A 7,604-nucleotide genomic window follows, 5' to 3' on the forward strand; every position below is an offset into this window, starting at 1 on the left:
TAACCGCCATGAAAATAGTCATTGATGAGAATATTCCCCTGGCGCAACCGTTTTTCGGCTCCATGGGTGAGCTCTGCCCTTTGCCTGGCCGGGCGATAGATGCGGCGGCGGTGAGCGATGCCGATGCCTTGATTGTGCGCTCGGTGACTCAGGTGAATGAGTCGCTGCTGGCCGGTAGCCGGGTCGGTTTTGTCGGCACCTGCACCATTGGCGTTGATCATCTCGATACCGCTTTTCTCGATGACAATAGTATTGCCTGGTCCTCGGCCCCGGGTTGTAACGCCAACTCGGTGGTGGAGTATGTATTTGCCGCGTTGGCGGCACTGGCGGTGGATTGGCGGGGCAAGCAGTTTACCGTTATCGGTTGTGGCAATGTCGGCGGTGCTCTCTACCGGCGCCTACAGCAGCTGTCACTGCCCTGTTGGGTGGTCGACCCAGCGTTGACTCCTGAGCAGTGCCCGGACTTGGTCAGTCTGGAGGCGGCGCTGGCCGCCGATATTATCTGCCTGCATACCCCGTTAACCCGTCTTGGGGAGTGGCCAACCTGGCACATGATCGGTGCTGAGCAGCTGGCCCTGATGCCCGACAAGGGGGTGTTGATCAATGCCGGTCGTGGTGCCGTGATCGACAACCAGGCGCTGTTGAACCACCTGCATGGCCACCCGCAGTTCCGGGCGGTATTGGATGTCTGGGAGGGGGAGCCCGAGGTCTCTCTGCCACTGCTGCGTCGGGTCCATTTGGCGACGCCGCACATTGCCGGGTACAGCTACGATGGCAAGGTGCGCGGCACGGAGATGATCTATCAGGCACTCTGCCGGCATCTGGGTGTCGCTGCCGATTTAAACCTGGCAGCGGTGATTGGCGAGTGTCAGCTTGCCCTGAACTGGTCCGGTAATCGCTTTCCCGAAGATCTGCAGGCCTACCTGCGCCAGTGTGTGGATCTGCGAGCCGACGACCGGGCCATGCGCGAGGCGTTGCAAGACAGCACAGAGCCTGCCCTGCAGTTCGATCGCCTGCGCAAGGAGTACCCCGTTCGGCGCGAGTACCCTTGTTATCACCTGCCGGAACAGGTCAGCGGTGATCTCCGCCAAGCACTGCTTGAGCTCGGTTTTCAGGAGTGATTAGCTTTAGCGCTGTGCGTGCTTTTTGGGGTAGTGGGTGCGGTTTCGTCAACCGGCGGCTGTGCAAATTCAGGGTAGTGCCAGCCGGTCTCCATAGCCTCTAGGCTTTGGTTGATCAATTCGCTGGTGATGGCCTGGGCAGGGTGGCCCGATTGGTTGAAGTAGCCCCAAACCGGGCACTGTGCGCGCTCATCCCACGCCAGTGGTAGGGCGCCCACTTCGGCAATTAATGGGTTGCTTAATTTGGTAGACATGAGTCTCCTCCCGATTACTCTACTGGGCGATTAGCTGGCTCGATACGGGCCAACCTATATTTTTTGAAGACACTTTTAAGCATAGATGATGGATGATATTGGTGCCATGCCACGAGCTGAAACTGGCTGTGACGATGGTCATAAACTGTTGCTGAAACACCTCGCCAACCACTGGCCGCAGTTGGGTGAAGAGTCCCGCCGTCTGCTGCATGGGCGCGGGCGAACCCTACCGGGGTTGGAGGCCATTACCGTCGACTGGTTTGCGCCGGTGCTGTTTATCACCCAGTTCGCCCCTGTGGCGATCGATTGGCAGGCTTTCCAGCAAGCGCTGGTACAAGAGCTGCCGCAATCGGTCGCCGTGGTGCTATTGCAGCGGCGCCACCTGCCGGAGGCGCCCAGCGAGTGCCTGTTTGGGGAGTTGTCGCCGCCTTATTATGCTTCGCGCGCTGGTCTGCGTTTTGACCTGCAGTTTGGCCAACAGCAGAACCTCGGCTTTTTTCTGGATATGGAGCCCGGGCGGCGGTGGCTGGAGCGCCAGGCGGCGGGCAAACGGGTACTCAACCTGTTTGCCTTCACCTGTGCCTTTTCGGTGGTGGCGCTGAGTGCCGGCGCCAGCTCGGTAGTGAATGTCGATATGAGCAGTGCGGCGTTAAACCGTGGTCGTAGTAACCACAGCCTGAATGGCCTGGATGATGGCCGGGCGGCCTACCTGAAAGAGAATATCTTGAAGTCCTGGGGGCGAATCCGGCGCAAAGGGCCCTACGACATTATTATTTTCGACCCGCCCTCCTTTCAGCGGGGCAGCTTTGTGGCGGCCAAAGATTACGCCAAGCTGATTCGGCGTATCCCTGAACTGGCGGCAGAACAGGCCGAGATTCTCTCTTGCTTGAATGCGCCGGAGTTGATGGCGGATTTCATTCCGGGATTATTTGCGGAAGACCTACCCCAGGCCGAGTTGATTGGCCGTCTACCGGGCCACCCGGATTTCCCCGATGCTGAACCGGAGCGAGCCCTTAAGCTCTTTCACTACCACTATCGCCAGGCGCCAACGACTGGCTAGCGATAGCGCATGGACTGTTCAAATAGATGCAGAATGGCTGATTGCAACTGGCTGCTGGCGCCGGACTTAAGTGCCTGGCGAATGTTGTCGATGTGGGTATGACCCCCGTTATCCAACTGGGGGATTTGGGCCGGCGAGGAGAGCAGGATAAAACTCATATGAGTGAGGGTGACCTGATCCAGTGCCTCCTGGCGAATGGGGCTGTGGTAGCTTAGGTATTGGGCATCGGCCAGCCACAGCATGGTTGAAAAGCAGGCGTTGTGGCGCGGGCTTGGCAGGCCGAACTCATCCGGTTCCGCCGGGCCGGCAATATCGTCCACGAACAACTGAATTTTGCGTGGAAAGCTGCGATAGAGCAGCGCCAGTATGCTGGCGCAATCTCGGTGAAAGTCTGCTATGTGAATATCAGCCATGGGCAAAGCTTATAAAAAAAGTCCCCCGAGGGAGAGGTTATTTCTGATAGCGCTCTAAAAATACGGCCAAACGGTCGAGAGCGTAACTTAATTCGTCCACCCGCGGCAGTGTAACCACGCGAAAATGGTCCGGCTCTGGCCAGTTAAACGCGCTGCCTTCCACCAACAGAATCTTCTCCTGCAGCAGAAAATCGAGCACCATCTGGCGGTCGTTCTCAATCTTGTGCCTATCCAAATTGAGTTTGGGGAAGCAGTAGATGGCACCTTTAGGCTTAACCACAGAGAGACCCGGTATCTGGTTGATCTTCTCCACTGCCACATTGCGCTGCTCGAAGAGGCGCCCGCCGTCAATGACCAGGTCGTTGATGCTTTGGTAGCCACCGAGGGCGGTTTGCACCGCAAGCATAGCCGGCACATTGGCGCACAGGCGCATGGAGGAGAGCATCTCCAAACCTTCGATGTAGCCGCGGGCCTTCTGTTTGGCACCGCTGATAACCAGCCAGCCCGAGCGGAAGCCGGCCAGGCGGTAAGCCTTGGAGAGCCCATTAAAACTGATGCACAAGACATCCTCCGCCAGTCGCCCCATAGGGATAAACTCGGCATCGTCGTAGAGTATCTTGCTGTAGATCTCATCGGAGAAGATGATCAGGTTGTGCTGCCGGGCGAGCTCAACAATCTCTTTTAACAGTGCTTCACTGTAGACGGCCCCGGTTGGATTGTTGGGGTTGATTACGACAATGCCGCGGGTACGCGGTGTGATTTTACTGCGGATATTGTCGATATCGGGGTACCAGTCGGCCTGCTCGTCACAGCGGTAATAGACCGGTTTGCCACCGGCCAGGCTGGTGGCGGCGGTCCAGATGGGGTAGTCGGGGGCGGGGATTAAAATCTCATCGCCATTGTTGAGCAATGCCTGCATGGCCATCATGATCAATTCACTGACACCGTTACCCAGAATGATGTCGTTGGTGTCTACCCCGGGAATTTTGAGGTTCTGACACTCGTGCATAATCGCCTTGCGCGCGGCAAACAGCCCTTTGGAGTGGGTATAGCCCTGGGCTTCGCGCAGATTGGTAATAACGTCGTGAATCAGCTCGTCCGGGGCATCAAAGCCGAAGGGGGCGGGATTACCAATGTTCAACTTCAGAATGCGATGGCCTTCCTCTTCCAGGCGCAGGGCGTGGTCGAGAACCGGGCCGCGAATATCGTAACAAACGCCGTGTAATTTCTGAGATTTATCGATTTCGAACATAGAATGTTAGCCGGGTAGGGGATGGCGCTATTCTGCTGGCGCAGTTTGTGCACCGGCAGCCAGAATAGATTTGCAGCCAGAATACATTTATTGATACTAGGATATTGCCGGAAAGTTCACGCAAAATATTGGGGGCCTGGTTGCCGAGCACCTCTGCGAACTGGCAATTCACTGTTCCATACAACGAAAAAGGGCGCGATTATGGCAGACAACACCCCAAAAAACGACGATGAAAAACAGGAACAACAGTGGCGGGAGAACCTGAGCGAAGAGGAGTACCGAATCTGTCGCCAGTGTGGCACCGAGCCCGCTTTCACCGGTGAGTATTGGAATACCAAAACCCCGGGCGTCTACCTCTGTAAGTGTTGCTCCACACCACTGTTCGACTCCACCACCAAGTTCGATTCCGGCAGCGGTTGGCCAAGTTTCTACCAGCCGGTAGAGGGGGACAAAATCGAAGAGCTGGTCGATCGCACCTACGGCATGGTGCGCACCGAAATTCGCTGCCAGCAGTGCGGTAGCCATCTCGGACATGTATTTCCCGATGGCCCGCCACCCACCGGCCTGCGCTACTGCGTCAACTCCGCCTCCTTAAGTCTGCAGCCGAACAGTGAGGCCGAGTGAAACTACCCACGTTTGAGTCGATTATCGCCACTGCGACGGGCTTTAAAGGCAGCCGAGAGGCGGTCTTCAGTCAATTGCCCAACTGCCGCTCAGCGGATGAGCTGGCCGCACTGCCCGATAGCTATTTCCTGTCGGCCATGAGCCGCCGGATCTTTCAGGCAGGCCTAAAACACAGTTTGGTGGATGCCCGCTGGCCCGAATTTGAACAGGCCTTTGCCGGCTTCGACCCTTCCTCGTTGACCATGATGAGTGACGACGACCTCGATCGTCACATGGCCAACAAGGCGCTGATTCGCCATCTGGGCAAGATGAAATCAATCCGGTTAAACGCGGCGTTGGTACTGACTACCAGCCGCGAGTGTGGTGGTTTTGGCCGCTTTCTGGGGCAGTGGCCAACTGCCGATGTGGTGGGTTTGTGGCAGTGGCTGAAGCGCAACGGCAATCAGTTGGGGGGGATGTCCGGGGCTCGTTTTTTACGCCTGGTAGCCAAGGATACCTTCCTGTTAACCGATGATGTCCTGGCCAGATTATCGGTGCTGGGGGTGGTGGCGAAAATGCCCACCGCCAAGCGGGACCTGGAGGCGGTGCAGTCGGTGTTCAATCAGTGGCATGAAGAGAGTGGCTTACCTTACTGTCAGATCAGCCGAATTCTCTCGCTAACGGCGGATATTCAGTCGTAAAGCGCCTTTTTCTTCCAGCTATCGTCGCTCTCGAATCCATCCCAGGCTTTGTCTTTGACGCCTTCAGCCTCATTGGTCTGCATGGCCTCTGCGGTGGTGCCGACAATGGCCTCCAGGCGAATGATCTGCCGGTTCAAGTCGTTGATCTGGCGTTTGTAGTTCTGGCTTAACTTCTCTTTGCTAAGCAGGTTGCGAGCCAGAGTGTAGTAGTGCAGGGCCATGCGTGGCTTGTCGGCGGTTTCCGCAGCACCGGCGTGGGCATTGTAGCTGTCGACGGCAATGTGCAGCACCAATTGGCGGATTTCAGCGCTATAAGCTTCGAACTCCGCCTTGTCGAGTTTGCCCCGCTGGTGCAGCCGGTGGACAAACTTATTCAACTCTGAGAGGTAGTGTTTTACCTCCTTGTTCTGTTTGGTTGAGTCAAGTCGTACCCGGCGGTTGGTGGGCGGTTTGCGTTGCAGGTCGGACATCTCCCGGCTGAACAGCTCCAACTCCTGCACGTACTTCGGCTGCTTGGGGCAGAGCGAAGTAAGTTGTTGGGCGGAGTCGACCAAGTGCCGATAGACCAACAAGTGCAGATCCCGCGGCAGGAAGCCTTCGGGGAAGCCACTTAACAGGTAACGGAAATTCTTGACCCGAGTCTCCAGGGCGCTGGTGAGGCGCTGCTGTTGCTCCCGCTTTTTGGTGACTGTCTGAATCATGAAGGCGTAGCACACCATCAAGATGAGCACTACAACAATGCCTACTGCGATGTATACAGAGGTCATAAAATCTTGGTTCCCCGTTACTGGTTGCGCCTTGATAAGGTTGCTTTATGAAAAGCTGATACAAGTAAGCAGGGCAAAGCTACCGATTTGGTCGGTAACCGAGGGCTAACGGTTGAGCAGGGCCCTGCTTGTCGCTCCGTTTTGGTCTAATGGCAGTGAGCGGTTAACCGTATCAAGGGTTTCACTTCAGTATAGACCCTCCCGTTCAGCTTGCTTGGGGCCTTGGTGAAACTGTGATGGGTAACTTACGTGGCTGACTAGCGGTTGGGTTAGTCAGTGACTTTGCCAGAAGTGGCCGAGTGGCTTGGCAGTGGCCGAAAATTGTGCTTGCTAAGTCATTGGAAAATAAAAAAGTTTGAAGGTGTTGACAGGTGCCGACCGGCTAAATAGAATTCGCCCCACTTCTGATTTAGGGGGTCTGTGAAAGCAGCTTCCACGAGGTCAAAGTCCTAAGTCCCCTTCGTCTAGAGGCCTAGGACACCGCCCTTTCACGGCGGTAACAGGGGTTCGACTCCCCTAGGGGACGCCACTGCGGGAATAGCTCAGTTGGTAGAGCACAACCTTGCCAAGGTTGGGGTCGCGAGTTCGAGTCTCGTTTCCCGCTCCAATACGCCAATTCATGATTGGCTGTGGCATTCGAAATAGGAAAGTTCCTGGAGAGGTTTCGCCACCCTGGCGGCCAAACTGCGGTAACTTTGAAAAATCCCTATTAGATCAACTCACAACGCCGGTACTTGTACCCGTGCGTCGGTGTTTTGTTGTCCAAGTAGGGTATGGTGTCTAACCTGGTCACTTCGTGGCAATTGGTTTGCCATTCAGTCTGTCCCCTTCGTCTAGAGGCCTAGGACACCGCCCTTTCACGGCGGTAACAGGGGTTCGACTCCCCTAGGGGACGCCATTGCGGGAATAGCTCAGTTGGTAGAGCACAACCTTGCCAAGGTTGGGGTCGCGAGTTCGAGTCTCGTTTCCCGCTCCAATTATTTTGTAAGTTTCCACCAGCGTTATTTTTTTTCTTCGTATAAACAAGCGTGGTTGCTCGGCCCGCGGAAAACGTCGACCGTCTCGTTGCATTCGCGCCCTCCTTGGCGCTCACCCTGCGGGCGGCTGCGCCGTGCTTACGGGCCTCCTGCCCTTCAGTCCCGCTCCAATTTCTTATTGTAAAACTCCACTTTTTGAACTTTCGGCGCGCTGTTTGGCGGTCTTGCCAGCTCGGACAGCGGAAAACGTCGACCGTCTCGTTGCATTCGCGCCCTCCCTGGCGCTCACCCTGCAGGCGGCTGTGCCGTGCTTACGGGCTTCCTGCCCGTCAGTCCCGCTCCAATTTCTTATTGTAAAACTCCACTTTTTGAACTTTCGGCGCGCTGTTTGGCGGTCTTGCCAGCTCGGACAGCGGAAAACGTCGACCGTCTCGTTGCATTCGCGCCCTCCCTGGC

At 56.4% G+C, this 7,604-nt stretch carries 8 protein-coding genes and 4 tRNA genes; 8 read left to right on the forward strand and 4 right to left on the reverse strand.

Translation table 11 applies throughout. The features are described 5' to 3' along the window. The first annotated feature begins 8 nt into the window (after positions 1-8). Positions 9-1,121 (forward strand): 4-phosphoerythronate dehydrogenase, encoded by a 1,113-nt coding sequence (locus tag SBL51_RS15875; RefSeq protein ID WP_317932063.1) that lies wholly within the window; start codon positions 9-11, stop codon positions 1,119-1,121. Here the strand turns inward: SBL51_RS15875 and SBL51_RS15880 are convergent. Then, entirely contained in the window at positions 1,112-1,375 is a 264-nt protein-coding gene (locus SBL51_RS15880) for a hypothetical protein (RefSeq protein ID WP_317932064.1), read from the reverse strand. The genes SBL51_RS15875 and SBL51_RS15880 overlap by 10 nt on opposite strands. Positions 1,376-1,481: 106 nt before the next feature. On the opposite strand from SBL51_RS15880, the gene SBL51_RS15885 reads away from it, so the two are divergent. After that, positions 1,482-2,435 carry a class I SAM-dependent methyltransferase gene (locus tag SBL51_RS15885; RefSeq protein ID WP_317932066.1) on the forward strand — a complete coding sequence of 318 codons (954 nt, stop codon included), beginning with the start codon at positions 1,482-1,484 and terminating at the stop codon, positions 2,433-2,435. On the opposite strand, the gene SBL51_RS15890 is transcribed toward SBL51_RS15885, so the two are convergent. Next, positions 2,432-2,848, reverse strand: a complete 417-nt coding sequence (locus tag SBL51_RS15890; protein WP_317932067.1) for a hypothetical protein — start codon at positions 2,846-2,848, stop codon at positions 2,432-2,434. The genes SBL51_RS15885 and SBL51_RS15890 overlap by 4 nt on opposite strands. Before the next feature lie 37 nt (positions 2,849-2,885). After that, positions 2,886-4,100, reverse strand: a complete 1,215-nt coding sequence (locus SBL51_RS15895; protein WP_317932068.1) for a pyridoxal phosphate-dependent aminotransferase — start codon at positions 4,098-4,100, stop codon at positions 2,886-2,888. A gap of 201 nt (positions 4,101-4,301) precedes the next feature. Between SBL51_RS15895 and msrB the strand changes: the two genes are divergently transcribed. Then, on the forward strand, positions 4,302-4,724 hold the full coding sequence (msrB, locus tag SBL51_RS15900; RefSeq protein WP_317932069.1) for a peptide-methionine (R)-S-oxide reductase MsrB: 423 nt from the start codon (positions 4,302-4,304) through the stop codon (positions 4,722-4,724). After that, on the forward strand, positions 4,721-5,404 hold the full coding sequence (locus SBL51_RS15905) for a DNA-3-methyladenine glycosylase I (RefSeq protein ID WP_317932070.1): 684 nt from the start codon (positions 4,721-4,723) through the stop codon (positions 5,402-5,404). The genes msrB and SBL51_RS15905 overlap by 4 nt, the downstream gene beginning before the upstream one ends. On the opposite strand, the gene SBL51_RS15910 is transcribed toward SBL51_RS15905, so the two are convergent. Continuing rightward, complete coding sequence (locus SBL51_RS15910; protein WP_317932071.1) at positions 5,395-6,171, reverse strand: hypothetical protein; 777 nt, start codon at positions 6,169-6,171, stop codon at positions 5,395-5,397. The two genes, SBL51_RS15905 and SBL51_RS15910, sit on opposite strands and share 10 nt — an antisense overlap. A gap of 453 nt (positions 6,172-6,624) precedes the next feature. Between SBL51_RS15910 and SBL51_RS15915 the strand changes: the two genes are divergently transcribed. The 4 genes from SBL51_RS15915 (at position 6,625) to SBL51_RS15930 (ending at position 7,147) form a co-directional block, all read left to right on the forward strand. Then, positions 6,625-6,700: transfer RNA gene (locus tag SBL51_RS15915), tRNA-Glu, on the forward strand. A gap of 2 nt (positions 6,701-6,702) precedes the next feature. Continuing rightward, a tRNA-Gly gene (locus SBL51_RS15920) sits at positions 6,703-6,778 on the forward strand. Between the two features lie 215 nt (positions 6,779-6,993). Next, a tRNA-Glu gene (locus SBL51_RS15925) sits at positions 6,994-7,069 on the forward strand. A gap of 2 nt (positions 7,070-7,071) precedes the next feature. Further along, positions 7,072-7,147 (forward strand) — tRNA-Gly (locus SBL51_RS15930). Positions 7,148-7,604 lie beyond the last annotated feature (457 nt).

The sequence above is a fragment of the Halioxenophilus sp. WMMB6 genome, from assembly GCF_033283405.1.
Lineage (GTDB): Bacteria > Pseudomonadota > Gammaproteobacteria > Pseudomonadales > Cellvibrionaceae > Halioxenophilus.